The sequence below is a fragment of the Cryobacterium sp. MDB2-A-1 genome (assembly GCF_004402675.1).
GTDB lineage: Bacteria > Actinomycetota > Actinomycetes > Actinomycetales > Microbacteriaceae > Cryobacterium > Cryobacterium glucosi.
In genome coordinates this window covers 1-24,236 of the sequence record NZ_SOFK01000043.1, presented here as the reverse complement: position 1 = coordinate 24,236, position 24,236 = coordinate 1, and the positions used below count along the sequence as shown (strand labels likewise).

Here is a 24,236-nt window from a genome sequence, read left to right as displayed (position 1 = left end):
CGGCTAATGACTTTCGTGCGGCGCTGCGTCGGCGACGCCGTAGCCCAGCCGGCTCAGTACGAACCCGGCGATCGGGCCGAGGACGAGGAGGACGACAGAGGCCCACACCAGCCACGGCACATCGAGGAAGAAGGCGACGGTGCCGATCGTGATCGCGACGAGCATGACGACGACAGCCGTCCAGGCCGCGATCGAGTGGCCTTCGCCTGGGTCTACCGACTCGAAGCTCATGGTTCTCCTTCTGGGCGTCAACTGCGTACGCATGGGCGTCATCTGCGGACGCGTGGATTGTGGGTCCTGGTGCGGCTCAAGTCTAGCGGCGGCGCCGATCACCGGTCACCGGCCGTTTCGGTGGGATCATCGCCGCGCGTGAGCCCGTCCCAGGTGATGACGGCATCCTCTCGCGCGTCTTCACCGGCGGAAGCAGCCGGCTGGCCGCCGGGTGCACCGTCCGCGGGCTCGAAGCGCACGGCCTGGTATCGACTCGTCGCGCCGGGCCAGCGGCGATTCGTGACGAGGATGCCGACACCGGCCGCGGCCATGATGACACCGGCCGCGAAACCGGCGAAGGCCCACGGTGTGAGGGCGGCCGCGGTGACGCCGTCCTGGATCGAGGCGTTACCCGCGATGCCCGTCGCTTTGGTGATCGCGGCCGCGCTCGCTGCGGCGGGGTTGCCGATGGCGAGGCCGGCACCGAGGGAGACCGAGAAGCCGAGAAGCACCTCGAGGGCGCCGAGCACGACCCGGATCACGGGGCCCGCGATCGTGAGTGCGCCGGCGAGGGCGAGCCCGGCGAGGGCGAGGGCGCTCAGCGCGCCCGCTGCGGTCGAACCGCTGATCGGCAGGTCGACGGTCGATGACCCCTGCACGACGCGCACGTCGATCCAGACCTGGCTCCAGGCGAGGAGCGCGAGTCCGCTCGCGGCGATGACGAGGAGCACCAGCCGGAGCTTGAGGGTGCGACCGGTTCGCTTCACCTAGTGCACCCGCTTCATGGCGTTGGCGATCGCGACGGCGCGCAGCGGTGCCGCGGCCTTGTTGACCGATTCCTGGAACTCGCTCGCGGGATCGGAGTCTGCGACGAGGCCTCCCCCGGCCTGCACCCTGGCCACACCGTTGCTGATCGTGGCGGTGCGGATGGCGATGGCCAGGTCCGCGTCCCCGGCGAACCCGAAGTAGCCGACCACTCCCCCGTAGACACCGCGCTGGGTGGGCTCGAGATCGTCGATGATTTCGAGCGCCCGCGGCTTCGGCGCCCCGGACAGGGTTCCGGCCGGGAAGGTCGCCCGGAACACGTCGATGGCCGTCTTCCCCTGCAGCAGGTTGCCCTCGACGGACGAGACGAGGTGCATGATGTGGCTGAATCGCTCGATGCGTTTGAACTCGGTGACCTCGACGGAACCGGGTGCGCAGACCTTGAGCAGGTCGTTCCTGGCGAGGTCGACGAGCATCAGGTGTTCCGCACCTTCCTTGGGGTCACCGGCGAGCTCGGTCTCGAAGTCGGCGTCCTGCTCCGGGGTGGTACCGCGCGGCTTGGATCCGGCGATCGGGTGGGTGAACACGCGCCCGTTCTGGACCTTGACGAGGGCCTCAGGGGACGATCCGACGATCCAGTACGGTTCCCCTGTCGCGGACTCGAGGCCGAGCAGGTACATGTACGGGCTCGGGTTGAGGCTGCGGAGCACCCGGTAGACGTCGATCGGGTCGGCCGTGCACTCCTGGTCGAAACGCTGGGAGATGACGACCTGGAAGATGTCCCCGTCGACGATGTGCCGCTTGGCGGTGTCGACGGAGGCCAGGAAGTCGTCGCGGGTGGTGCGGGCGCGCATCGTCGCGGGGGCCGACATGTCGACCTCGGCGAGCCAGGCCTCCGCAGGCACGGCGAGCCTGGCCTGCATCGAATCGAGCCTGGCCTGGGCGGTCGCCCAGAGCGTGTCCGCGGCGTCGATCCCGTCGTTCAGGACGTTGGCGATCAGCTGGACCGTGCCGAACTTGTGGTCGATCGCGACGAGGTCTGCCACGAAACTGAAGGCCTGGCCTGGTACGTCATAGTCTGCGGTGGGCTGGTTGGGCAGGCGTTCCAGCTGACGAACGGCCTCCCAGCCGATGAACCCGACGAGACCGCCGGTCAACGGCGGGTGCCCGGGAAGCCGCGGCGTCTGCCAGCGGGCGTACAGGGTGGCGAGGGCCTCGAGCGGCGGCTGGGCCGCTGCCGGGCCGAGGACGCGTGCGGCGTCGACGCCGTAGGGGATCCACCGGGTTTCCGAACCCTGCTGGGTCAGGACGCCGAACGACGACACCCCGACAAAGGAGAACCGCGACCAGATGCCGCCCTGTTCCGCCGACTCGAGCAGGAAGCTGCCCGGTTGACCGGCCGCGAGTTTGCGGTAGATGCCGACGGGGGTCTCCCCGTCCGCGAAGAGTTCGCGGATCACGGGGATGACGCGGTGCCCTGCTACCAGCGCGTCGAACTGCGCGGCCGTCGTCGTGCCGGCCGTACTCGTCTGGGAATCCGTCGTCATGCGTGTTCTCCGTCTGTCGCGTCGGGGTCTGTCGCATCGGGGTCTGTCGCGTCGGGGTCTGTCGCATCGGGGTCTGTCGCGTCGGGGTCTGTCGCATCGGGCCTGGCGCCGTGGGCGACGTCGATGTCCCGCCCGTCGAAGCACGTGTGGGTTCCGGTGTGGCAGGCCCCGCCGACCTGGTCGACCTGGACGAGCAGGGTGTCTGCGTCGCAGTCGAACGCTGCGCCGCGCACGTACTGAGCGTGCCCGGACGTGTCGCCCTTGCGCCAGTATTCCTGGCGCGAACGTGACCAGAATGTCACGCGGCCCTCTGAGAAGGTCCGCCGGAGGGCTTCCTCGTTCATCCAGCCCAGCATGAGCACCTCGCGGGTGTCCCACTGCTGGATCACCGCGGGCAGGAGGCCGTCCGCATTGAAGACGGCGCACCCGAGGGCATCCTCGATGGTCTGCAGGGGTGTCATCAGCGCACCACGAGTCCTTCCCTGGCGAGTTCGTGTTTGACGTCTCCGATACTGAGTTCGCCGTTGTGAAAGACGGATGCCGCGAGGACGGCGTCTGCGCCTGCCCGGATCGCGGGCGGAAAATCTTCGACCCGTCCAGCGCCGCCGGAGGCGATCACGGGTACGCTGCTGATTTCGCGCATGAGGCCGATCAGCTCGAGGTCGAAGCCATTCTTGGTCCCGTCCGCGTCGATGGAGTTGACGAGCAGCTCCCCCGCTCCGAGTTCGATCGCGAGCCTGGCCCAGGCGAGGGCGTCGAGGTCGGTCTCTGTGCGGCCGCCGTGGGTCGTCACGACGAACCCGGATTCCGTGCGGTCGCTGCGCTTCACGTCGAGGGACAGCACGAGCACCTGTGAACCGAAGCGGTCGGCGATCTCGCCGATCAGGGCAGGGCGGAGGATTGCGGCGCTATTGACGCCGACCTTGTCAGCGCCGCTCGCCTGCAGCCGCGAGACGTCTTCGACTCCCCGGATCCCGCCGCCGACGGTGAGCGGGATGAAGACCTGCTCCGCTGTGGCGCGCACGACGTCGTACGTCGTCGCCCGGTTGTCGACGGTCGCGGTGACGTCGAGGAACGTGAGTTCGTCTGCACCCTGCTCGTAGTACCGTCGCGCCAGTTCGACCGGGTCGCCCGCGTCCCTGAGGTTCTGGAAGTTGACGCCTTTGACGACCCGGCCGTTGGCCACGTCGAGGCACGGGATGACCCGCACGGCAAGACTCACGATTGCACCTCCGGGGCTCTGCTGCCCAGTGTTGTTCCGCCCGTTGCTATTCTGCCCACAATCGGGTTCTACAGGCGGGCGTTGTGGATGGCGCTGATCAGGATGGCCCGGGCGCCGAGCTCATAGAGGGCGTCCATGATGTGGTTGCTGTCGTGACGCGGGACCATCACGCGCACGGCGACCCAGTCGGGGTCGTGCAGGCTCGACACCGTGGGTGACTCGATTCCGGGGGCGAGCAGGCAGGCCGCGTCGAGTTTGACGAGCGGGATGTCGTAGTCCATCAGCACGTACTGGCGGGCGACGAGCACGCCCTGCAGACGGCGGAGGAGCGTGTGGATGCCGGCGTTCTCGTTCTCGGAGGTGATCAGGACCGCCGTCGATTCGAGGATGACGGGGCCGAAGATCTCGAGGCCGGCCTTGCGCAGGGTCGTTCCGGTCGAGACGACGTCGGCGACAGCATCCGCGACACCCAGCTGGACGGCGGACTCGACGGCGCCGTCGAGGGTCACGAGGGTGACCGTGACGGAGTGACGGGCCAGGAAGGCTTCGACGAGACCGGGGTAGCTCGTCGCGACGCGGAGCCCTTCGAGGTCGCTCAGCTCGCCGAAGCGTCCGGCGGGGCCCGCGAAGCGGAAGGTCGAGTCGCCGAAGTCGAGGCTCGCGATCTCCCGTGCCGGGGAGCCGGAATCAAGCAGAAGGTCCCGGCCGGTGATTCCGACGTCGAGCGCCCCGCTGCCGACGTAGGTGGCGATGTCCCGCGGACGCAGGTAGAAGAACTCGACGCCGTTGCGCGGGTCCGACACGACGAGGTCGCGCGGGTCGCGACGCCCGGTGTACCCGGCCTCGTGCAGCATCTGCGCCGCGGTTTCGGACAGGGAGCCCTTGTTAGGCACGGCAATTCTCAGCATCTCAACACTCTCAGCAGGTCAGTTCTCGGGGTAGGGATGGCGGCGCCGGCCGCTGCGGCGGCCGGTTCAGAGGTGCTTGTAGACGTCGGCGAGGGTGAGCCCCTTCGCCAGCATCATGACCTGCACGTGGTAGAGCAGCTGGCTCATCTCTGCGGCGGTTTCCTCGTCGCTCTGGAACTCCGCTGCCATCCAGACTTCGGCAGCTTCTTCGACGATCTTCTTGCCGATGGCATGCACTCCCGCGTCGAGTTCACGGACGGTTCCGGAGCCTTCCGGCCGGTTGAGTGCTTTTTCGCCCAGTTCAGCGAAGAGGTTGTCGAATGTTTTCACTCCCCTAGGTTACTAGTGCGCGTGCGAGTGCGCGGTCGCAGCAGTCCTCAGGAGAGCGATCCGGGCCTCGGGATCCGGGAAACCGAACACGCTCGAGCCGGCGACGAAGGTATCCGCGCCCGCCTCTGCGGCCACGACGATGGTCTCCTCCGTGATGCCGCCGTCGACCTGCAGCCAGATGTCCCTGCCACTGGCCCTGACGGCATCCGCCACCGTGCGGAGCTTGCGCATGGTCGACGGCAGGAAGCTCTGGCCGCCGAAACCGGGCTCGACGGTCATCACGAGGACCTGGTCGAATTCGGCGAGGAACTCGAGGTACGGCTCGATGGCGGTGCCCGGCTTCAGGGCGATGCCCGCGCGGGCGCCTGCTGCCCGGAGCTTGCGGGCAAGCGCGACCGGGTTGGTCGTCGCCTCACCGTGGAAGGTCACGGAGAACGCTCCGGCCTCGGCGAATTTCGGTGCCCACCGTTCCGGATCCTCGATCATGAGGTGCGCGTCGACGGGCAGCGCAGAGACCTGCATGATGCGCTCGGCGACGGGGAGCCCGAAGGTGAGGTTCGGCACGAAATGGTTGTCCATCACGTCGACGTGCACGAGGTCGGCGGTGCGGATGCGACCGAGGTCGCGTTCCAGGTTCGCGAAGTCTGCGGCGAGAATGCTGGGGCTGATCCTGATCGGCATGCCTTCACCCTATCGCCGCAGGCATGCCACCCCACTCCGTGAGGTGTCGCACATCGACCTTCATTCGCCCGGCGAACGTCGATATGCGACACCTCACGAGTATTGCTAAGCGGTGCGCTCGAGCAGGGTGATGAACATCGCGTCGGTTCCGTGGCGGTGCGGCCACAGCTGCACGCTCGTTCCGTCGCCCGGCAGGTCGAGCGGGGTGCCGCTGAATCCCTGGACGACCGCGGCCGTGTCGACGGCCCGCACCCGGTCTCCCCACTTCTTCAGCGCCGTGGCGACAATGCCGCGGCTCTCCGCGATATGCGGGGAACACGTGACGTACGCGAGGAGGCCGCCGGGCTTCAGTGCGCCGAGCGCCGCGTCGATGAGGCCGGACTGCAGGTCGGAGAGTTCGGCGACGTCGCGCGGAAGCTTGCGCCAGCGCGCCTCGGGCCGGCGTCGCAGGGCACCGAGACCCGTGCACGGTGCGTCGAGCAGGATGCGGTCGAATTCCTCGGAGTGGTTGACGGCGATGCGGGTCCCGTCGAGTTCCCAGACCGGAACGGTGCCCGGGACCGCGGAGAGGGCGCGGCGCACGAGCGTGGCCCTCGCCGGAACGAGCTCGTTTGCAACGAGTTCGGCGCCACCCGCGCGCGCTTCTGCGGCGAGCAGGGCCGCCTTGCCGCCGGGTCCGGCGCAGAGGTCAAGCCAGCGTTCTCCCGGCGTGATGGGGCGGGCCCGGCTCAGGGTGAGTGCTGCGAGCTGCGAACCCTCGTCCTGCACCCGGATGCGGCCGTCGTGGTCGGTGACGAGGTGAACGGGGTCTCCGCCCGCGAGCATGAACCCGACCGGGGAGTACTCGTTGGGTCGGCCGAGGCCGGCGGTCTCCTCTGCTGTCGTGATGCCAGGCAGCGCGACCATGTTGACCCGGGGGGCGGCGTTATCGGCGATAAGCAGGTCTTCGAGTTCGTCCTCACGGCCTTCGAGGCGCAGCGACTGCCTGAATGCGCGCACGACCCACACCGGGTGCGAGTGTTCGGCGGCGAGCCGGTCGTCCGCGGAGCCTGCTCCGGCGAGGACCCGTTCGCGCCACTCCTCCGGGGTCGAGCGGGAGATGGTGCGAAGCACGCCGTTGGTGAAGCCCGTCGCTGCACGGGAGCCGACCTGGCGGGCCAGTTCGACGGATTCGTTGACGGCGGCGTGGGTCGCGACGCGCGTCGCGAGCAGCTGGTGGGCGCCGAGGCGCAGTACGTCGAGAATGGCCGGGTCGATCGCGGAGACCGGCCGGCCGGCCGCTTCCGCGATCACGAGATCGTAGTAGCCCTGCATGCGCAGGGTGCCGTAGGTCAGTTCGGTGGCGAGGGCGGCATCCGCCGTGCTGAGGGCGGCCCGCTGGATACGGGTCGGCAGCAACAGGTTCGCGTAGGCGTCCGACTCACGGACGGCCGCGATGACCTCGTAGGCGACGCGGCGGGCGGGCTGAACGAAGCCCTGGTGCTGTTGGACGCTCATGAGGCGACCACGTCCGTCGCCGCCATGCCGCGCCACCAGTCGATTGCCTTCATCTGTGTCTTTCCAGCCGGTTGCACCGTGACGAGCTCTAGCGGCTCCGTCCCGGTTCCAACCAGCACTTTCTTGTCGAATTCGCGAATCACGCCCGCCGGAAGCGGCTGGGCGCCGTGGGTCGGCGCGAGGTCGAGGACCTTGAGGCGCGCTTCGCCGAGCATGGTGAAGGCTCCGGGTTCCGGCGTCACGCCGCGCACCCGGTTGTAGACGACCTCAGCGGATGCGGCCCAGTCGATCCTGGCGTCGGCGAGGCCGAGCTTGGCGGCCGTGGTCGGCTCGCCCACCTGGGGCACCGCCTCGATCGTGCCGGCCTCGAGCTGGTCGACGACGTTCCTGAGCAGCACGGCACCGCTGTGACTCAGGGACTCGAGGAGCCCGCCGGCGGTCGCGTGCCGGGAGATCGGTTCGGAGAAGCTCGCGAACACGGCGCCGGCGTCGAGCTCGGCGACGAGCTGGAAGACCGCGGCTCCCGTCCGTTCGTCTCCGGCCATGATGGCGCGCTGCACGGGCGCTGCCCCGCGCCAGCGCGGCAGCAGGGAGAAGTGCAGATTGATCCAGCCGAGGCGGGGAACGGAGAGCAGGGGTTCCCGCACGAGCCCGCCGTATGCGACGATGACGCCGAGGTCGGGTTCGATGGCTTCGATTCGTTCCGTCGCCGCAGCGTCGAGGCGATTGGTCTTGAGCAGCGGAAGTCCGAGCCCGGCAGCGGCCTGCGCGAGGGGTGACGGGGTGAGCACGCGCTTCCGGCCGAGGGGGGCATCCGCCCGGGTGATGACCGCCGCGATGGAGTGCGGCGAGTCGGCAAGGGCCTGGAGACTGGGCACCGCCACCTGGGGCGTGCCCGCGAATACGAGTTTCATTTAGAGCAGCTCCGGGTCGTCGAATCGTACTTTGAGTGTAGGTGCCGGGCGGAAGGCGGCGCCCTTGGCCCGTCGGCGGCGCGCTGCATTGCGCACAATCGCAGCCTTCACGAGCCTCGCCACGTCGTCGCCGTCGACGTAGTTGAACCGCACGACGGCCCGGACGAGGGGGTCGACGGTTGTGACAGGACCGAGCACATCGAGGCCGGGAACGTCCGTGAGATCCTCGACCGCCGCTGCGACATCGGCGGCGGTCCCCGTCACAGAGGCGACGCGCACGGCGGGCGGGAAGCGCAGCTGCCTGCGGTCAGCGAGTTCTGCCGCTGCGAAGGCACCGGGCTGCCACGCGTTGAGCGCCGTCGCGAGTGCCCCGCCGACGCCGGCGAGCATGACGGACGCGCCGGGGGCGGCGAGGGCTGCTGCGTTGCTCCACCAGCGCAGGCAGTCCTCTGCGACGCCGAGGGACTCGCGGGCGAGCATCTTCTCACCGTCGAGCAGGAGGATCGCCCGGTAGCCGCCTTCGGGGATCGGCTCGGCACCGCGCGTCGCGACGACGAGGGCAGGGGCGGCCCCGATCTGCTGCAGCGGATGCTCGCCGTCGGCGACGAGGACCAGCGCGCCGGGAAAGGCGCGGCCCAGTTCCTCGGCGGTGCGCCCGGTTCCGAGGGACACCACCCGCAGGGACCTGCCCTCACAGTGCAGGCAGCTCCAGCCTGCCGCAAGCTTGCCGCACCAACGGCAGGACGGCACGGCGTTCGCGCTCGCGAGGGCGAGCGGTCCCTGGCAGTGCGTGCAGCGGGCCGATTTCTTGCAGGTCTGGCAGGCGAGGGTCGGCGCGTACCCGGGGCTCGCGACCTGGACGAGGACGGGTCCGTCAGCGAGGGCGGCCCTGGCCACCTGCCAGGCGGCGGAGGGGATCCGGTTGGTCCGCTCCTGGCGGTCGGGACTGAGCTGGAATTCAGTAGGGATCACCCGGGGATGCCGAGGGCTCAGGGGGTGCGCCTCGCCGAGAAAGCCCAGTTCGAGGAGCCGCTGCACGGGCACGCTGCGGGTGTGCCCGAAGAACATCAGTGCGCACCCGCTCAGGGCCTGGCGGACCAGTGCTGCGTCGCGGGCATGGACGTAGGGGCTGAGCGGTTCGGAGTGCAGGGGGTCCCCGTCGTCCCAGAGCAGGATCGCCCCGAGGTTGTGCGCCGGCGCGTAGACCGCAGACCGGTTGCCGAGGATGATCCGCGGGGTGGGTTCCAGGCAGGCGAGGAAGGCGCGGTAGCGCTCGGGGTTGGGCTGGCGGGCATCGACCCTGCTCACGGTTCCCGCGGGCGCGCAGGCATCGAGGGCGGCCTGGAGCTGGTCCTGGTCGCGGTAGTCGGGAACGCAGAGGATGGCGCTTCGCCCGCTCCGAACGGTTGCCGTGGCGAGTTCGGCCATCGTGGTGGCCCAGTGGCCGACGGTGCGCCCGTCCGGCAGGGCGACGAGGGCGGGTACGGCGGCCACGCTGAGGCGCCTCTGCTCGGCCAGGGCCGCGTCGAGCAGACCGGCCGGGTAGTCAGCGAAACCGGCGGATGCCGCCGGTTCGGCTTCCGGAGCAGGTTCGGCTTCGTCCTGCGCGGCTTCGTCCTGCGCGGCTTCGTCCTGCGCGGCGAGCCAGGCCTTCTCGACCCGCACAGCGCGAGGGGGGATCGCGAGCCGGAGCACGTCGCTCGCGTTGCCGGCCGCGCGGTCGGCGACGCGACGTGCGAGCCGCCAGACCTCCGCCGTGAGCACAGGGGCAGCGGACACGATGGCCTCGACCGGGCTCAGGGCGCCATGGAAGTCGGCGGCGGCGTCCTTCGGGGGCTCGATGCCGGACACCGGTGCGTTCAGGGTCGCGAGGACGGCTCCCCCGGCATCGAGGACCTCGATCAGGTAGCCGTCGGCGACGCGTCCGGCCGAGCGCAGGGGCACCCGGACCCGCACTCCCGGCCGCGCGGCCGCGGCGAGGTCGTCCGGGATGCCGTAATCGAAGAGATGGTCGAGCTGGGGCAGTGTCGACTCGATCAGGACGCGTGCCACGAGGCCCGTGCGTCCCATGATCAGATCCCGGAGGCGCTTCTCAGCTCGTCGACGCGGTCCAGCCTCTCCCAGGTGAACTCGGGGAGCTCGCGACCGAAATGACCGTATGTCGCCGTCTTCTGGTAGATCGGGCGGAGCAGGTCGAGGTGGTGGATGATCGCGGCCGGTCGCAGGTCGAAGACCTCGCGGATCGCCGCGGTGATCTCCTTGTCCGGCAGTGCCCCTGTTCCGAAGGTCTCGACGTAGAGCCCGACGGGCGCTGCTTTGCCGATCGCGTATGCGACCTGGATCTCGAGCCGTTCGGCCAGCCCGGCTGCCACGGCGTTCTTGGCGACCCAGCGCATCGCGTAGGCGGCGGAGCGGTCGACCTTGGACGGGTCCTTGCCGCTGAAGGCGCCACCGCCGTGACGGCTGGATCCGCCGTAGGTGTCGATGATGATCTTGCGGCCGGTGAGTCCGGCGTCGCCCTGGGGGCCACCGATCTCGAAGCGGCCCGTCGGGTTGATCAGCATGGTCAGGCTCGAGGAATCGAGTTCGACGCGGGACAGCACCGGGCGGATCACGAGCTCTTCGACCTCGGCGCGAAGACGCTCCGTCGTGACGGAAGGGGCGTGCTGGGTGGACAGGACGACGGTCTCGACGGTGCGCGGGATGATGCCGTCGTAGCCGATCGTGACCTGGGTCTTGCCGTCGGGGCGGAGGTAGTCGAGTTCGCCGGACTTGCGGACTTCGGCGAGGCGTTCGGCGAGGCGGTGCGCGATCCAGATCGGGATCGGCATGAGCTCGGGGGTCTCCCGGGTGGCGTAGCCGAACATGATGCCCTGGTCCCCGGCACCCTGGCGGTCGTAGTCTTCGGCACTCGCCTGTTCGCGGTGCTCGAAGGCGTCGTCGACGCCCTGGGCGATGTCGGGAGACTGGCCGCCGATGGAGATCTCAACGCCGCAGGAGCGGCCGTCGAACCAGACGTCGGAGGAGTCGTAGCCGATGTCGGTGATGCACTTGCGCACGATCGACGGGATCTCGACGTACGCTTCCGTCGAGACTTCGCCGGCGACGTGGACGAGGCCGGTCGTGACCAGGGTCTCGACGGCGACGCGGCTGTTCGGGTCCTCGGTGAGGAGGGCGTCGAGGATGCTGTCGGAGATCTGGTCGCAGATCTTGTCCGGGTGACCTTCGGTGACGGATTCGGAAGTGAAGAGGCGAAGATCGCTCATCTGGCCTGTCTCTGTGTCGTTGGTAGAAAAGTATGGATGGAGGGGATCAGCCGAGTCCGGCGACCACAACGTCAAGGATGCGTCCGGCCACCGACATTTTTGTCCCCGCGGCCTCCGCCACTATAACTCCGGCAGAATCGAGGATCCGAACCTCGTTACGTTCCGCGGCGAACCCTTCGGTCCAGCCGACCCTGTTGAGAACAAGGTAGTCGGAGCCCTTGCGCGCGAGCTTCTCGCGGCCGAGGGAGAGGAGCCGGTCGGGGTCCGCCTCCGTCTCTGCCGCGAATCCGATCACGAGCTGACCGGTGGTCTTCGCCGCGGCGAGGCCCGCGAGGATGTCCGGGTTCCTGACGAGTTCGAGGGTGAGGGTGTCCCCCTCGTCGTCTTTCTTGATCTTGTCGCCGCGGACCGTGGCCGGGCGGTAGTCCGCGACCGCTGCGGCCATGATGACGGCGTCCGCGCCCGCAGCCGCGTCGGTCACGGCGGACTGGAGTTCGAGTGCGGTGCCGACGAGGCGGGTCTCGATGCCCGCGGGTACCGGGATCTCGAGGTTCGCCGCGATGAGCACGACCGACGCTCCCCGCGCGGTGGCGGCTTCGGCGAGGCGGACGCCCTGCTTGCCACTCGATCGATTGCCGAGGAAGCGGACGGGGTCGAGGGGTTCCCTGGTGCCGCCGGCTGTGATGACGATGCGCCTGCCGGAGAGGTCTCTGGCCGGGGTTCCCGGGTGCAGGGCGGCGAGGGCCGCAGCGACGATGACGTCGGGTTCTTCCATCCGGCCGGCACCGGAATCCGATCCGGTCAGGCGTCCCACGCCGGGGCCGACGACGATGACGCCGCGGTTCCGGAGGGTCTGCACGTTGTGCACGGTCGCCGGGTTGTTCCACATCTCGGTGTGCATCGCCGGGGCGATCACGAGTGGCGCGGTGCTCGCGAGGATCGTATTGCCGAGCAGGTCGTCGGCGAGGCCGGCCGCGAGCTTGGCGATCGTGTTCGCCGTCGCAGGGGCCACCACGATCAGGTCCGCCGACTGCCCGATCGCGACGTGGCGTACTTCGGCGACGCCCTCGTAGAGGTCGGTGTGCACCGGGTTCCGGGAGATCGCCTCGAGTGTCGGCCTGCCGACGAAGCGCAGGGCCGCTGGGGTCGCCACCACGTGGACGGAGTCCCCGAGCAGCACAAAAGCGCGCACGATGTTGACCGCTTTGTACGCGGCGATGCCGCCGGTGATTCCGACGACGATCGTGCGTCCTTGCGACATCCTGCGCGCTTCTGGTGTGCTTCTGGTCTGCTTCGTGTTACTCGACGATCGGTCGGGAAACGAGCTTGTCTTCGTTGATTTCGCGGAGGGCGACGGAGAGCGGCTTGTCGTCAACGGTCGAGTCGACGAGCGGTCCGACGTTGTCGAAGAGGCTGCCTTCGTGCAGGTCAGCGTAGTAGTCGTTGATCTGACGAGCGCGCTTGGACGCGAAGATCACGAGCGCGTACTTGGAGTCGACCTTGGTGAGCAGGTCGTCGATGGGCGGGTCAATGATACCGGTGGGCTTGTTGGCCAAGGTGGCACTCCTTCAGAGCGTTTGCGGCGAGTAGACGGATAAGTCGGAGTGCGTTAAAGCAGCGAGGGTGCTTTACGCAGATTCATCAAGTCTACGACTTCCCGGGCCGCCACATTGACCTCCTGGTTGACCACACGGAAATCGAACTCGTCCTGGGCCGCCAGCTCGAGCTTCGCGGTCTCCAGGCGGCGTGCCTGTTCCGCGGGGCTTTCGGTGCCGCGGCCGATGAGGCGGCGGACCAGTTCATCCCAGCTCGGCGGAAGCAGGAAGACCATTCGCGCTTCGGACATGGCCGCGCGCACGGAGCGTGCGCCCTGAAGGTCGATTTCGAGGAGGACGCTGTGTCCGCTCGCGAGTGCCTGTTCCACGGGCTCGCGAGGGGTCCCGTAGCGGAAGGCATTGTGGACGACGGCCCACTCGAGCAGCTCCCCCGACGCGACCATACGGTCGAATTCGGCGTCGGAGACGAAGAAGTAGCTCTTTCCTTCGACTTCGCCCGGCCGCGGGGCACGGGTCGTCGCCGACACGGAAAGATGCACATCGGGGTAGTTCTCGCGGATATAGCCGGCGACGGCACCCTTACCGACCGCCGTCGGCCCGGCGAGCACGACGAGGTGTGCGTCGGTGGATCCACGACGGGACACGGTCCGGTTCGCGAGGAATTCGCGCAGGCGGTCGCGCTGGTGCTTGCCGAGGCCGCCGAGCCGTTTGGACGGCGAGATCTCGAGCTGGGTCATGATCCGGCGCATCTTCGTGACACCGATGGCCGGGATGCTGACGAGGAACTCCGTCGCGCGCAGGCGTCCTTCGACGCCGTCCGGATGCTCGATGGCGGCAGAGAGCACGGCAAGCGGCGTGCGCTTCCCTGCTGCGATCTCGGCCTTGACCGCTGCGCGCGCTCGGCGCGCTGCCACGGCTGCGCGCGATGCGGCAACCCGATCGACGTCTGGTGGGGTAGGGCGATTCTCAGCCACGGGCCGCTCCTGCTTCAAGTACTCGGCGTGCGATCGCCTGTCCGATTCGTTCCGGGCCTGCTGACAACACGCTACGAGATTCACTCACTATTACGGAATGAGCGTACCCCCCAAAGAGGTTTCCCAGATCAGCGACATGCGCACCCTGGTGACCAAATCCGGGAGCGAGGATCGGGGTGGCTCCTCCGACGGGTGCAACCGAGAGGTCGAGGCCGAAATCGGCGAGGTCGAGTGTCGCACCGAGCACGACGCCGATCGAGCCGAGCCGACCCGTTCCCCCCGCCCTCGCGTTGCGTTCGGCGACGTCGTCGAAGACGGCACGGGCCACTGTGGCACCGGCGTGCGGGCCGTCGGGGACGCGGGCGCGCTGGATGGCGCTCGCCTCCGGATTCGAGGTTGCCGAGAGCACGAAGAGCCCCTTGCCCGCAGCGGCGGCCCGTTCGAAGACGGGCTCGAGCGAACCGACGCCCATGTACGCGTTGACGGTGATCGCATCCACTTCGAGCGGGGAACCGGGGGTGAGCCAGGCCTCACCGTACGCAGCGACGCTTGTTCCGAGATCGCCGCGCTTCACGTCCGCGATCACGAGCAGTCCTGCTGCGTGGGCATCCGCGAGCACGCGTTCGAAGGCGAGGTACCCCCGCGACCCGAAACGCTCGTAGAAGGCGAGCTGGGGCTTGATGAGGCCGACCCTGCCTGCGCACGCGGCGACGACGAGACGCCCGAAGGTCTCGGCGCCGTCAGCGGTGTCCGGCAGGTTCCAGTCCGATAACAGCCAGGCGTGGGGGTCGATACCCACGCAGAGCTGGCCCCACCGGCCGAACGCGGCCTCGACGCGGTCGCCGAACGTGGAGTCGATCACAGGGCGGCTTCCCGCGTGAGTGCATATTCCTGGAGCGATGTCACCTCGAACCCGCCTCGAATCGCGTCGATGGAGGCGACGGCAGCGCTGAGCTCCGCGATCGTCGTGAACAGCGGCAGGTCCGCGGCGACGGCCGCCGCCCGGATCTCGTAGCCGTCGGCACGGGCGGTGCGACCGCCGGGGGTGTTGATGACGATCTGAACCTCTTCGCGGCGGATCAGCTCGACGATCGACGTGTCTTCCTCATCGTGCTTCTCGCTGAACTTCGTGACGACCCTCGCGCGGATTCCGTTGCGCTGCAACACCTCCGCGGTGCCCTCCGTGGCGGCGATCTCGTAGCCGAGCTGCTGCAGGCGCAGCATCGGCAGGATGATCGCACGCTTGTCGCGGTCGGAGACCGAGACGAACACGGTTCCGCTGAGCGGGATTCCACCGTACGCGGCGAGCTGGCTCTTGGCGAAGGCGCGGGGGAAGTCACGGTCGATGCCCATCACCTCTCCGGTCGAGCGCATCTCCGGGCCGAGCACGGAATCGACGACGTGGCCTTCCGGGGTGCGGAACCGGTTGAAGGGAAGCACGGCCTCCTTCACGGCGACCGGCGATTCCATCGGGACGCGGGAGCCGTCGATGAGCGGCAGCTTTCCACTCGCCTTGAGTTCGGCGATGCTGGTTCCGACCATGATGAGCGCGGCGGCCTTGGCGAGGGTGATCCCGAGAGCCTTCGCGACGAAGGGCACCGTGCGGGAGGCCCGCGGGTTGGCCTCGAGCACGTAGAGCACGCCGGCCCCGATGGCGAACTGCACGTTGAGCAGGCCGCGCACGCCGATGCCCTGCGCGATCCCGAGGGTGGCCTCGCGGACCCGGTTGATCTCGGCACGGCCGAGGGTCACGGGTGGCAGGGTGCAGCTCGAGTCACCGGAGTGGATGCCGGCTTCCTCGATGTGCTCCATGACGCCGCCGATGTACAGCTCGGTGCCGTCGTAGATCGCGTCGACGTCGATCTCGATGGCGTCGTCCAGGAACCGGTCGACGAGCACGGGGTGCGACGGGCCGATGATGCCCTGGCCCTGCATCCGCTCGAAGTAGTCGGCGAGGGACAGGGAATCGTAGATGATCTCCATGCCGCGGCCGCCGAGCACGTAGCTCGGGCGGACGAGGACGGGGTAGCCGATCTCCTCAGCGACGACGACGGCACCGGTGAAGTCGGTGGCGACGCCGTTGCGGGGGGCGAGAAGGCCGGCCTCGTCGAGGATCTTCGAGAACAGGCCGCGCTCCTCCGCGAGGTCGATCGCGGTGGGCGAGGTGCCGAGGATCGGGATTCCCTCCGCCTCGAGCCCCTTCGCGAGCCCGAGGGCCGTCTGGCCGCCGAGTTGCACGACGACGCCGACGAGTTCGCCGCTCTGGCTCTCCGCGTGGATGACCTCGAGCACGTCCTCGAGGGTGAGCGGCTCGAAGTAGAGCCGGTCGCTCGTGTCGTAGTCCGTCGAGACGGTCTCGGGGTTGCAGTTGATCATGATGGTCTCGTAGCCGGCCTCGGAGAGGGCGAACGAAGCGTGCACGCACGAGTAGTCGAACTCGACGCCCTGGCCGATGCGGTTCGGGCCTGAACCGAGGATGACGACCTTGCGGCGGTCGCTGGGGACGACCTCCGTCTCCTCGTCGTAGCTCGAGTAGTGGTACGGGGTCAGGGCCGGGAACTCCCCCGCGCAGGTGTCGACGGTCTTGTAGACCGGGCGCACGCCGAGGATGTGTCGGACCTTGCGGACATCTGCTTCGCCGAAGCCGCGGAGCTCGCCGATCTGGGCGTCGGAGAAACCGTGGTCCTTCGCGGTACGGAGGATGTCCATGTCGAGCCGTTCGGCGGCGGCGACGTCTGCGGCGATCTCGTTGATCAGGACGATCTGGTCGATGAACCACGGGTCGATCTTGGTGGCTTCGAAGACCTGGTCGATCGTGGCGCCCTTGCGGAGGGCCTGCTGAACGGTGACGATGCGGCCGTCCGTCGGGATCGAGGCAACCTCGAGGAGTTCCTCGAGCGTGCGGGTCTCCTCACCCCAGTGGAAGGACGATCCGCGCTTCTCGAGCGAACGCAAGGCCTTCTGCAGGGCGGATGCGTAGGTGCGGCCGATCGCCATGGCCTCGCCGACGGACTTCATGGTCGTGGTGAGGCGCGGGTCTGCGGCGGGGAACTTCTCGAACGCGAAGCGCGGGACCTTGACCACGACGTAGTCGAGGGTCGGTTCGAAGCTCGCCGGGGTGACCTGGGTGATGTCGTTCGGGATCTCGTCCAGGCGGTAACCGAGGGCGAGCTTCGCCGCGATCTTCGCGATCGGGAAGCCGGTGGCCTTGCTCGCGAGGGCGGACGAACGCGACACGCGCGGGTTCATCTCGATCACGATGATGCGCCCGTCGGCCGGGTCGATCGCGAACTGGATGTTGCAGCCGCCGGTGTCGACGCCGACGGCGCGGATGATGTCGATGCCGATGTCGCGGAGCTTCTGGTACTCGCGGTCCGTGAGGGTGAGCGCGGGGGCGACGGTGATCGAGTCACCGGTGTGCACGCCGACCGGGTCGACGTTCTCGATCGAACAGACGACGACCGTGTTGTCGGCCGTGTCGCGCATCATCTCGAGTTCGTATTCCTTCCAGCCGAGGATGGATTCCTCGAGGAGGACCTCGGTGGTCGGGCTCTGGTGCAGGCCGTCGCCGACGATGCGGCGCAGTTCCTCTTCGGTGTACGCGAATCCGGAGCCGAGGCCGCCCATCGTGAAGGAGGGGCGCACCACGAGCGGATAGCCGAGGTCTTCGGCGAAGCCGATGGCCTCATCGACGGTGTGCGCGATGTGCGAGCGGGCGACGTCTGCGCCGGCGTCGAGCACGAGCTGCTTGAAGATCTGGCGGTCTTCGCCCTTCTGGATGGCCTCGAAGGACGCTCCGATCAGTTCGACGTCGTACTTCTCGAGGATGCCGCGCTCGTGCAACTGGATGGCCGCGTTGAGCGCGGTCTGGCCGCCGAGGGTCGGCAGGATGGCGTCGGGGCGTTCCTTCGCGATGATCGTCTCGAGGATCTCCGGAGTGATCGGCTCGATGTAGGTCGCATCCGCGAAGTCGGGGTCCGTCATGATCGTGGCCGGGTTCGAATTGACCAGGATGACCCTGACGCCCTCTGCGCGCAGCACGCGGCAGGCCTGGGTTCCTGAGTAGTCGAATTCGCAGGCCTGGCCGATGACGATCGGCCCGCTTCCGATGACCAGGACGCTGTTGATATCGTCGCGCTTGGGCATTACTTGGCGTCTCCTGCTCCGGTGGCCGCCGTGTGGGCGGTCACCATGTCCCTGAACCGATCAAAGAGGTAGTTGGCGTCGTGCGGGCCTGCCGCAGACTCGGGGTGGTACTGCACGGAGAACGCGGGGATGTCGAGGCAGCGGATGCCCTCGACGACCTGGTCGTTCAGGCTGTAGTGGCTGACCTCGACGCGGCCGAAGCCGGTGCGGGAGTCGCTGACGCCTTCGATCGGCATGTCCACGGCGAAGCCGTGGTTCTGCGACGTGATCTCGACGCGGCCGGTGGTCTTGTCGAGCACGGGCTGGTTGATGCCGCGGTGGCCGAAGGGGAGCTTGTAGGTGCGGAAGCCGAGCGCCCTGCCGAGGAGCTGGTTGCCGAAGCAGATGCCGAAGTACGGCACGCCGGCGCGGAGGACCTCCTGCAGCAGGGTGACGTGAGCATCGGACGCCGCAGGATCACCGGGTCCGTTGGAGAAGAAAAGCGCGGTCGGATTGAGCGAGAGCACGTGCTCCGCCGTGACCGACTGGGGCAGCACGAGCACTTCGAAGCCGCGTTCGGCGAGGTAGTTCAGCGTCGACGTCTTGACGCCGAGGTCGAGCACCGCGACGGAGCCGATCCGTTCGCCCTTCGCCGGAATCTGGAACGGTTCGACCGTCGACACCTGGTCTGACAGGTTGCGGCCGCGCATGGGGGCGCCGCCGCGGACGAGTTCGAGCTGCTCGCCTGCCGACAGGTCGAAGGCGGGCCCGGAGAAGATGCCGCTCTTCATGGCGCCGGCCGAGCGGATGTGCCGGGTGATCGCCCGGGTGTCGATGCCGCTGATCCCGACGACCTCGTTGTTCGTGAGGTCCTCGTCGAGGGTGCGCGTCGAGCGGAAGTTCGAGGCGATCCTGGCCGGTTCGCGCACGATGAACCCGGCGACCCAGATCCGGGAGGATTCCATGTCCTCGTCGTTGGCCCCGGTGTTGCCGATGTGCGGGGCGGTCATCAGGACGATCTGGCCGGCGTACGACGGGTCGGTCAGGGTCTCCTGGTAGCCGGTCATTCCGGTCGCAAAGACGATCTCGCCGAGGGTCTGTCCTCGGCTGCCGTATGCGTGGCCGACGAAGCGCCTGCCGTCCTCCAGGACGAGCACGGCGGGAGCCGTGGTCGGCGTGGTGGGTGTCTCCGGTGTCGTCGGTGTCGTCTCGTCGGGTGCCGCCTGGGCCTCGGTGTCGCTCACGCTACGCCTCGCTTTCGTCGTGCGCGTCCGGGTGCAGGGCACCCGCCGCTTCGGTTCGGATCGACGCGCTCACGCGGGCGCGGTCGGTGGGGTCAAGGATGCGGAAGTAGCTGTCGACGACCTGGCCTGCGGCATCCGCTTGCGGCTGGAGGCGCCAGCGGAGCAGGAGCAGACCGCCGGTCTCGACGGCGCGGTCGATGGTCCAGGTGGCGTCCTCGAGTCCGGTGACGGCCGCCATCGGGATGAAGACCGGGTTCTCGCCGACGAGATCGAGCAGAACGCCGGTCCCGGTCACGGTGACCAGGGCGCGGGCCCGAAAGCCGAGGCCGCGGATGTTCAGGCGTTCGAGCTGTCGGCCTTCCCGTGTGGTCGCGACGTAGAACGCTTCGGCCGTTGCGAGCACGGCATCGGCCGATTCCGGTCCTGGGAGCGGGTAGCCCGCGGCCAGCGCGGCATCGCGGCGGGTACGTGCACGCCAGCTGCGGAGCATGAGCGCGAGCACGGCGACGAGGACCAGACCGATCAGGATGGCGGGGATGGTGCTATCCATGCTGGGGTTCCTCTCGTCCGCCGAGTTCAGCGGGGGCCCTGAGGACCCCGTCGAGCACGGTCGCCGTGCCGCGGTGGAAGACGGCGACGACCCGACCGGGCAGGGTCATCGCGAGGTATGGCGAGTTGGTGCTCTTGCCGGCGAGGTCGTCCCTGCCGAACTCCCGGCTCGCTGCCGGGTCGTAGAGGGTGACGTTGGCGGGGGCGCCGACCTCGAGCGGCCTGCCCTGGCTCGCGAGGCGCCCGATCCGTGCCGGGGTGGCCGAGAGCACCCGGGACACGTCCCGCCAGTCGAGAAGTCCGGTGTCGACGACGGATGCCTGCACGACCGAGAGCGCGGATTCGAGTCCGACCATCCCGTTGGCGGCCGCATCCCATTCACAGTCCTTGGACTCGACGGGGTGCGGGGCGTGATCGGTTGCGACGATGTCGATCGTGCCGTCGGCGAGGCCGGCGCGGAGGGCGTCGACGTCTTCGCGGCGGCGCAGCGGCGGATTGACCTTGTAGCGGGCGTCGTAGCCGCGGACCAGGTCCTCGGTGAGGAGCAGGTGGTGCGGGGTGGCCTCCGCGGTCACGTTGATGCCGCGCGCCTTGGCCCAGCGGATCACGTCGACGGCGCCTGCTGTCGAGACGTGGCAGACGTGCAGGCGGCTCCCGACGTGCTCGGCGAGCAGCACGTCGCGCGCGATGATGGATTCCTCGGCGACGGCAGGCCAGCCGGCGAGGCCGAGTTCGCTCGAGAGTGCGCCCTCGTTCATCTGGGCCTTCTCGGTGAGGCGCGGTTCCTGGGAGTGCTGGGCGATGACGCCGTCGAAGGCCTTGACGTATTCGAGGGCGCGACGCATCAGCAGCGGGTCGGAGACGCAGAAGCCGTCGTCGGAGAAGACCCGGACCCGGGCGCGGCTGGTCGCCATGGCGCCGAGCTCGGCGAGCCGCTCCCCCGCGAGCCCGAGGGTGACGGCGCCGATCGGCTGGACCGTGACGTACCCGGCCCGTTCACCGAGGGCGAGTACCTGTTCGACGACGCCGGCGGTGTCCTGCACCGGCGAGGTGTTGGCCATTGCGAAGACGCTCGTGAAGCCGCCGATCGCGGCGGCCTGGCTGCCGGTGAGGATCGTCTCGCTCTGCTCGTAGCCGGGTTCGCGCAAGTGGGTGTGCAGGTCGACGAGTCCGGGAAGGGCGACGAGGCCGTCGGCGTCGATCACCGTCGCGCCGGCGTGTGAGAGCGCGGTGCCGATTTCCTGGATGCGACCGCCGAAGAGCAACAGGTCGGTGCGGGTGCCGTCGGCGAGGCTCGCGTTTCGGATCAGATAGCGGGTGGCCGTGTTGTTCATTTAGCTTTCCTCCCGGTCGCCCGACATGAGCAGGTACAGTGCCGCCATACGTATCGAAACACCGTTCGCGACCTGCTCGAGCACGGTCGATGCGGCCGAATCTGCAGCGGCTGAGGAAATCTCCAGGCCGCGGTTCATCGGGCCGGGGTGCATGACAATGCTAGTCGGCGCGAGCCGGGCGAAGCGCTCATCGTCGAGTCCCCAGCGCCGCGAGTACTCGCGGCTGTTGGGGAAGAAGGCCGCATTCATGCGTTCCTGCTGGATCCTGAGCATCATGATCACGTCCGGCCCTGCGTCGATCGCGTCGTCGAGATCGAAGCTCACCGCCGCCGGCCAGCCGGTCATGTCCATCGGGAACAGGGTGGGTGGCGCGACCATCGTGACGTCGGCTCCGAGCGTCGTCAGCAGCCACAGGTTGGAGCGCGCGACCCGCGAGTGCAGCACGTCGCCGACGATGGTCACCGTGACGCCGTCGAGGCCTTTGCCGCGCGACGCTGTTTTGTGCAGGCGACGGCGGATGGTGAACGCGTCGAGGAGCGCCTGGGTCGGGTGTTCGTGGGTGCCGTCCCCGGCGTTGATGATGCCGGCGTCGATCCAGCCGCTCGTCGCGAGTACCTGGGGGGCACCGGATGCCGGATGCCGGATCACGACGCCGTCTGCGCCGATCGCGGCGAGCGTCTGGGCGGTGTCTTTGAGGCTTTCGCCCTTCGAGACGCTCGAGCCCTTGGCGCTGAAGTTGATCACGTCAGCGCTCAGGCGCTTCGCGGCGGCTTCGAAGGAGATCCGGGTGCGGGTGCTGTCTTCGAAGAAGAGGTTCACCACGGTCTTGCCGCGGAGTGTCGGGAGCTTACGCACCTCGCGCGTGGAGACATCCGCCATGTCTTCTGCGATGTCGAGGAGCGTGATGGCGTCGTCGCGACTAAGGTCCTTGGTGGAGAGCAGGTGCTTCATTCTGCGCTCCCCCCGTCGATGCTCACGAATTCGTCGCCGTCGACCTCGAGGAGGTGCACGTTGATGCGTTCCTCCGTCGAGCTCGGGAGGTTCTTCCCGACGAAGTCCGCGCGGATCGGCAGCGCCCGGTGGCCGCGGTCGACGAGGACTGCGAGGCGCACGATCGCGGGACGGCCGTGGTCGCCGAGAGCGTCAAGGGCCGCGCGGATGGTGCGGCCGGAGTACAGCACGTCGTCGACGAGCACCACAGTCGCGCCGTCGATGCTCGCGGGTACGAGGGTGCGGGACGGTGTGCGGGTGCGGGTGTGGGCGAGGTCGTCGCGGTACATCGTCACGTCGAGGGAACCCGAACTCACGGGTGCCGCGGCGGGTTCGATCCGCTCGATGATGTCGGCGATCCGCCGGGCGAGTGCAACGCCCCTGGTCGGGATGCCGAGGATGACGAGATTGTCCGGTCCCCGGTTGGACTCCAGGATCTCGTGGGAGATCCGAGTCAAAGCCCGGGTTATTTCAGCCTGGTTGAGCACAATGCGTGACAAAACGAAGGCCTCCTTCCCCGCCTCACCGGACGGTTGTTAAAGGATGGCTGTTACCGCTGTTCAGCCTAGCAGCAGCCCCGGTCAGTCGCGGTTGGGTGGTCCGGTGAGGACCTGGTGGGCGCGGTGCCTGTTCGGCGGCCGCCAGAGTCGTTGCGGATCGATCAACCCAGGGGCCCGCACTTGCGGTGAGCCTTTCACCATCCGGATCTCCCACCCGGAGGTATCGATCGTGTGGTGATGGAACCAGCACAGTAGGACACCGTTGTCGACGGTGGTGGGCCCGTCTTTCGCCCAGGGCTTCACGTGGTGTACTTCGGCCCAGTGCGCCGGGGCTTTGCAGCCGGGGATGATGCAGCCGCCGTCGCGGGCGGTGATGGCCCGGCGTTGCGCCCGGTTGAAATAGCGCCGCTCCGGACCAAGTTTGATGACTTCGTTGTTCGCCCCGAACAGGACCCCTTGGAAGCCGCCGTCGCAGATGCGCTGGTGCACCGTCTTCAAAGACACGGGGGCCTCGACGCCGTCGATCCACCCCACCCCGACCCCGGAGGCGAGGTCCGCAGCGTTCACGTGCACCATCACCGTCGGGGCTGACCCGCCCATGCTGGGCGTGTCCTCGTCGCGGGCCGCGTGTTCGAACAACGCCCGGAGGATGTCCGCGCGTTTCTCCCCGCCCGTGCGGGTGTCCGCGCGCCGCTCCCGCAGCTCCGCCTCGATCACGTCCAGATCCGGGCCCGTGTCGGCGTCGGTACCCGCGGTCTCGGCGCCGGGGATCATCTGCCCCGAATCCATCAGGGCCTGTTCCTCGGCGGTGGGGAACGCCGGGCGGGCGTGGAAGCTGAGGAAGGCGTCGAAGAGGGTGTTCATCACGCCGAACAGTTCCGGCGTCACCCCGCCCTTGACGGGGTACAAGCCGTTCTTCAACTGGCCGAAGCCGATGTTGGATTTCGCCTCGAAAAGGTCCTCCTGGGGCAGTATCCCGTCGGGGTCCAGGGCCGCCTGCCACTGCGCGACCATGCCCCGGATCAGATCCGTCGTCACCGGGACACCCGCCCCCGCCAGGTTCTCCGTCTCCGGGGTGATCAGCCCGGCCGCAGACGCGACCAGGGCCCGCTCCGCCGTGAGTAAGTCATCCGGGGCCACCCGGTGACTGATCACCTGCAACCCCGCCACGATCAACTCCGCCGTCTCCACCCCGATCTCCCCCGCCGTCAGCGCCGCCCCAACCGTCGGGAACAAGGGCGGCAACCAGGCACTGCCGCCACACGGCCGCGGCAACACCGCGTCGCCGAGCTTCGTGCGCCGCTTCACTTCCCGGGCCGACACCCGCGTCACCCGGGTGAGTACATCCCACGGGCCCGTGCAGCCCATTTTCCACGCCAGGCCCTCCCGGCCGAGCACCCGGGCCCTCCGGTCCACATCCGTCGCCGTGCTCACCCGGGCCGCATCCACTGTCCGCCCGATCGCCTCCACGGTGCTCAGCGCCGTGACAGCTTCTGTGTCGCTGAGCAGCCCCACCGGGATCGCCGCCAGGGCGTCTGCGAGAACCGCCTGCGCCTCGGCGAGCCGGGCGACAGCATCCGCATGAACCGATGGCACCGACCCGGCCAGACCCTCCGCGCCCTCG

The 24,236-nt window shown here is 68.6% G+C and carries 23 protein-coding genes; all 23 read right to left on the bottom strand.

What is annotated here, in order from left to right; translation table 11 throughout:
• Positions 1-3 precede the first annotated feature (3 nt).
• A complete protein-coding gene (locus E3O39_RS16040) occupies positions 4-231 on the bottom strand; it encodes a DUF6704 family protein (RefSeq protein WP_134448733.1) in 228 nt (75 codons plus the stop codon).
• Between the two features lie 98 nt (positions 232-329).
• Positions 330-977, bottom strand: a complete 648-nt coding sequence (locus E3O39_RS16035) for a Trp biosynthesis-associated membrane protein (RefSeq protein WP_134448734.1) — start codon at positions 975-977, stop codon at positions 330-332.
• Positions 978-2,522 (bottom strand): anthranilate synthase component I, encoded by a 1,545-nt coding sequence (locus E3O39_RS16030; protein ID WP_134448735.1) that lies wholly within the window; start codon positions 2,520-2,522, stop codon positions 978-980.
• A complete protein-coding gene (hisI, locus tag E3O39_RS16025) occupies positions 2,519-2,983 on the bottom strand; it encodes a phosphoribosyl-AMP cyclohydrolase (RefSeq protein ID WP_134448736.1) in 465 nt (154 codons plus the stop codon). The genes E3O39_RS16030 and hisI overlap by 4 nt, the downstream gene beginning before the upstream one ends.
• Complete coding sequence (hisF, locus tag E3O39_RS16020; protein WP_134448737.1) at positions 2,983-3,744, bottom strand: imidazole glycerol phosphate synthase subunit HisF; 762 nt, start codon at positions 3,742-3,744, stop codon at positions 2,983-2,985. Before hisF ends, hisI begins: the two co-directional genes overlap by 1 nt.
• A gap of 68 nt (positions 3,745-3,812) precedes the next feature.
• On the bottom strand, positions 3,813-4,652 hold the full coding sequence (gene hisG, locus E3O39_RS16015; protein WP_134448738.1) for an ATP phosphoribosyltransferase: 840 nt from the start codon (positions 4,650-4,652) through the stop codon (positions 3,813-3,815).
• A gap of 66 nt (positions 4,653-4,718) precedes the next feature.
• A complete protein-coding gene (locus tag E3O39_RS16010; RefSeq protein WP_134448739.1) occupies positions 4,719-4,982 on the bottom strand; it encodes a phosphoribosyl-ATP diphosphatase in 264 nt (87 codons plus the stop codon).
• Between the two features lie 12 nt (positions 4,983-4,994).
• A complete protein-coding gene (rpe, locus tag E3O39_RS16005) occupies positions 4,995-5,663 on the bottom strand; it encodes a ribulose-phosphate 3-epimerase (protein ID WP_134448740.1) in 669 nt (222 codons plus the stop codon).
• 105 nt (positions 5,664-5,768) lie between these two features.
• Positions 5,769-7,160 (bottom strand): RsmB/NOP family class I SAM-dependent RNA methyltransferase, encoded by a 1,392-nt coding sequence (locus tag E3O39_RS16000; protein ID WP_134448741.1) that lies wholly within the window; start codon positions 7,158-7,160, stop codon positions 5,769-5,771.
• Positions 7,157-8,074: a methionyl-tRNA formyltransferase gene (gene fmt, locus E3O39_RS15995; RefSeq protein WP_134448742.1), complete on the bottom strand. Its 918-nt coding sequence runs from the start codon at positions 8,072-8,074 to the stop codon at positions 7,157-7,159. Before fmt ends, E3O39_RS16000 begins: the two co-directional genes overlap by 4 nt.
• Positions 8,075-10,144, bottom strand: a complete 2,070-nt coding sequence (locus E3O39_RS15990) for a primosomal protein N' (protein WP_134448743.1) — start codon at positions 10,142-10,144, stop codon at positions 8,075-8,077. It abuts the gene before it with no gap.
• Between the two features lie 2 nt (positions 10,145-10,146).
• Positions 10,147-11,340 carry a methionine adenosyltransferase gene (gene metK / locus E3O39_RS15985; protein WP_134448744.1) on the bottom strand — a complete coding sequence of 398 codons (1,194 nt, stop codon included), beginning with the start codon at positions 11,338-11,340 and terminating at the stop codon, positions 10,147-10,149.
• A 46-nt stretch (positions 11,341-11,386) separates the two neighbouring features.
• The gene (coaBC, locus tag E3O39_RS15980; protein WP_134448745.1) at positions 11,387-12,601 is read right to left on the bottom strand and encodes a bifunctional phosphopantothenoylcysteine decarboxylase/phosphopantothenate--cysteine ligase CoaBC; all 1,215 of its coding nucleotides are present in this window, start codon (positions 12,599-12,601) and stop codon (positions 11,387-11,389) included.
• A gap of 37 nt (positions 12,602-12,638) precedes the next feature.
• On the bottom strand, positions 12,639-12,896 hold the full coding sequence (gene rpoZ, locus E3O39_RS15975) for a DNA-directed RNA polymerase subunit omega (RefSeq protein WP_134448746.1): 258 nt from the start codon (positions 12,894-12,896) through the stop codon (positions 12,639-12,641).
• A gap of 53 nt (positions 12,897-12,949) precedes the next feature.
• A complete protein-coding gene (gene gmk, locus E3O39_RS15970) occupies positions 12,950-13,870 on the bottom strand; it encodes a guanylate kinase (RefSeq protein WP_134448747.1) in 921 nt (306 codons plus the stop codon).
• On the bottom strand, positions 13,863-14,732 hold the full coding sequence (gene pyrF / locus E3O39_RS15965) for an orotidine-5'-phosphate decarboxylase (protein WP_322140826.1): 870 nt from the start codon (positions 14,730-14,732) through the stop codon (positions 13,863-13,865). The genes gmk and pyrF overlap by 8 nt, the downstream gene beginning before the upstream one ends.
• Positions 14,729-18,016, bottom strand: a complete 3,288-nt coding sequence (gene carB, locus E3O39_RS15960) for a carbamoyl-phosphate synthase large subunit (RefSeq protein ID WP_134448748.1) — start codon at positions 18,014-18,016, stop codon at positions 14,729-14,731. Before carB ends, pyrF begins: the two co-directional genes overlap by 4 nt.
• Positions 18,016-19,152, bottom strand: a complete 1,137-nt coding sequence (gene carA, locus E3O39_RS15955) for a glutamine-hydrolyzing carbamoyl-phosphate synthase small subunit (RefSeq protein WP_134448760.1) — start codon at positions 19,150-19,152, stop codon at positions 18,016-18,018. The genes carB and carA overlap by 1 nt, the downstream gene beginning before the upstream one ends.
• 88 nt (positions 19,153-19,240) lie before the next feature.
• Positions 19,241-19,789, bottom strand: coding sequence for a hypothetical protein (locus E3O39_RS15950; RefSeq protein WP_134448749.1), 549 nt, complete (start codon positions 19,787-19,789; stop codon positions 19,241-19,243).
• On the bottom strand, positions 19,782-21,122 hold the full coding sequence (locus tag E3O39_RS15945; protein ID WP_134448750.1) for a dihydroorotase: 1,341 nt from the start codon (positions 21,120-21,122) through the stop codon (positions 19,782-19,784). Before E3O39_RS15945 ends, E3O39_RS15950 begins: the two co-directional genes overlap by 8 nt.
• Positions 21,123-22,073: an aspartate carbamoyltransferase catalytic subunit gene (locus E3O39_RS15940; protein WP_134448751.1), complete on the bottom strand. Its 951-nt coding sequence runs from the start codon at positions 22,071-22,073 to the stop codon at positions 21,123-21,125.
• Entirely contained in the window at positions 22,070-22,612 is a 543-nt protein-coding gene (gene pyrR / locus E3O39_RS15935; protein WP_134448752.1) for a bifunctional pyr operon transcriptional regulator/uracil phosphoribosyltransferase PyrR, read from the bottom strand. Before pyrR ends, E3O39_RS15940 begins: the two co-directional genes overlap by 4 nt.
• A gap of 81 nt (positions 22,613-22,693) precedes the next feature.
• On the bottom strand, positions 22,694-24,236 hold a 1,543-nt coding region (locus tag E3O39_RS15930), incomplete at its 5' end, for an HNH endonuclease signature motif containing protein (RefSeq protein WP_134448753.1).